Below are 1,677 nucleotides of genomic sequence, written 5' to 3'. Positions count from 1 at the left end.
CTAGAACAGGCCTTCGATGAGGCCTTCGTCATTGAGCCGGATGGATTCCGACGAGGGCACGCGCGGCAGGCCCGGCATGGTCATGATCTCGCCGCAGACGACCACGACGAAGCCGGCGCCGGCCGACAGCCGCACTTCGCGGATCGGCACCGAATGGCCGGTCGGCGCACCGCGCAGATTGGCGTCGGTGGAGAACGAATACTGCGTCTTGGCCATGCAGATCGGCAGATCGCGGAACCCCTGCTCCTCCCATTGCGCCAGCTGGTCGCGGATCTTCTTGTCGGCCAGAACCTCGTCGGCCCGGTAGATCCGCTTGGCGATCGTCTCGATCTTCTTCATCAAGGGCATGTCGTCGGGATACAGCATCTGGAACTGCGCCACGCCGCTGTCGGCGATCTCTGCCACCCGCGTCGCCAGTTCCTGGATCCCCTTCGAGCCCTCGGCCCAGTGCTTGCACAGGATCGCCTCCGAACCCTGGCTCGTCACATAGTCCTTGCAGGCCGCAATCTCGGCCTCGGTGTCGCCGGCGAAGTGGTTGATCGCCACCACCGCGGGAACGCCGAAACCCTTGATGTTCTCGATGTGCCGGCCGAGATTGGCGCAGCCGTCCTTGACCGCCTGCACGTTCTCGGCCGCCAGATCCTGCTTCTTGACGCCGCCATTCATCTTCATCGCACGGATGGTGGCGACGATGACGATCGCCGCCGGGGCGAGACCGGCCTTGCGGCACTTGATGTTCATGAACTTCTCGGCGCCGAGATCCGCCCCGAAGCCGGCTTCCGTCACCACGTAGTCGTTCAGCTTCAGCGCCGTCTTGGTGGCGACGACCGAGTTGCAGCCATGGGCTATGTTGGCGAACGGGCCGCCATGCACGAAGGCCGGGTTGTTCTCCAGCGTCTGCACCAGATTGGGCTGCATGGCGTCCTTGAGCAGAACCGTCATCGCGCCGTCGGCCTTCAGATCCTTGCAGGTCACCGGCTTGCGATCACGCGTATAGGCCACGATGATCCGGCCGAGACGCTCCTGCAGATCCTCCAGGTCGTTCGACAGGCACAGGATCGCCATCACTTCCGAGGCGACGGTGATGTCGAAGCCGGCCTGGCGCGGAAAGCCGTTGGCCACCCCGCCGAGCGACGTGACGATGTCGCGCAGCGCCCGGTCGTTCATGTCCATGACCCGCTTCCAGACGACGCGGCGGATGTCGATGTCGAGCGAGTTGCCCCAGTAGATGTGGTTGTCGATCAGCGCCGACAGAAGGTTGTGCGCGCTGGTGATGGCGTGGAAGTCACCGGTGAAGTGGAGGTTCATCTCCTCCATCGGCACGACCTGCGCATAGCCGCCGCCGGCCGCGCCGCCCTTCATGCCGAAGCACGGACCGAGCGAAGCCTCGCGGATACACACCGCCGCCTTCTTGCCGATCGAATTCAGCCCGTCGCCGAGCCCGACCGTGGTCGTCGTCTTGCCCTCGCCGGCCGGCGTCGGGTTGATCGCCGTCACCAGGATCAGCTTGCCGTTCGGCTTGTCCGCCTGACGGGCGATGAAATCCGCCGAAACCTTGGCCTTGTCATGCCCGTAAGGCACCAAATCCTCGAGCCCGATCCCCAGCTTCGCCCCGATCTCCTGAATCGGCAGCTTCTTCGCCTCGCGGGCAATCTCAATGTCGGTCTTGAACGCCAT

The 1,677-nt window shown here is 64.5% G+C and carries 1 protein-coding gene; it reads right to left on the bottom strand.

Annotation, left to right across the window (positions count from 1 at the left end; genetic code table 11):
- Positions 1-1,677 carry a formate--tetrahydrofolate ligase gene (locus tag VQ044_RS25040; protein WP_327650358.1) on the bottom strand — a complete coding sequence of 559 codons (1,677 nt, stop codon included), beginning with the start codon at positions 1,675-1,677 and terminating at the stop codon, positions 1-3.

This window comes from Aurantimonas sp. C2-5-R2 (assembly GCF_036549495.1).
GTDB classification, from domain to species: Bacteria; Pseudomonadota; Alphaproteobacteria; order Rhizobiales; family Rhizobiaceae; genus Aurantimonas; species Aurantimonas coralicida_A.
The sequence above is the reverse complement of the archived record's forward strand: the minus strand, read 5'-3'. Positions and strand labels throughout refer to the sequence as shown.

Bases quoted from the DNA above. Each gene is read 5' to 3' on its own strand.
- VQ044_RS25040 (WP_327650358.1), bottom strand. From the start codon at position 1,677: ATGGCGTTCAAGACCGACATTGAGATTGCCCGCGAGGCGAAGAAGCTG.